We start from the raw sequence: 436 nt of genomic DNA on the forward strand, positions 1-436 counted from the left end.
GTGCTTCCCCGCTCACTCAGCGCGCAGGCGGTGCAGGAATTACCGGCCGCCATCCGCGCTGATTATTTGCAGGCATTTGGTTCGGCGCTGCACTCGGTATATCTGATTGCCGCGTGCGTGATGGTGCTGGCGTTTGTCCTGTCGCTGCTGCAAAAAGATGCGGTGCTGAAGAAATAACCGGCCGCAATCCCGGCGATTTGCACTAAGCTTTCCTCTTTACGGCGTTGAAATGGCATGGAAACCAGCAACGCCGGCAGGGATATCATAAAGGGGATCGCTATGCTGTTTCGCCGTTTCGAGCGAATGATCGACATCTTCCGTGAGGCACCGGCTGCTGAGCCGCCGGATCAGGTTCTGCCTTTCTATCTTTATTATCTGCGTCAGGTCTGGCCGAGTTTCGCCGTTTTACTGGTGGTGGGACTGATCGGTGCGCTGA

Annotated in this window: 1 protein-coding gene; it reads left to right on the top strand. The window is 56.2% G+C overall.

Annotated elements, in window-relative coordinates; translation table 11 throughout:
• Positions 1-234 precede the first annotated feature (234 nt).
• Positions 235-436, top strand: a 202-nt coding sequence (locus EOC94_RS33660; RefSeq protein ID WP_210212113.1) for a hypothetical protein, incomplete at its 3' end; no start/stop codon positions are given.

The organism is Mesorhizobium sp. M6A.T.Ce.TU.016.01.1.1 (assembly GCF_003997065.1).
Lineage (GTDB): Bacteria > Pseudomonadota > Alphaproteobacteria > Rhizobiales > Rhizobiaceae > Mesorhizobium > Mesorhizobium mediterraneum.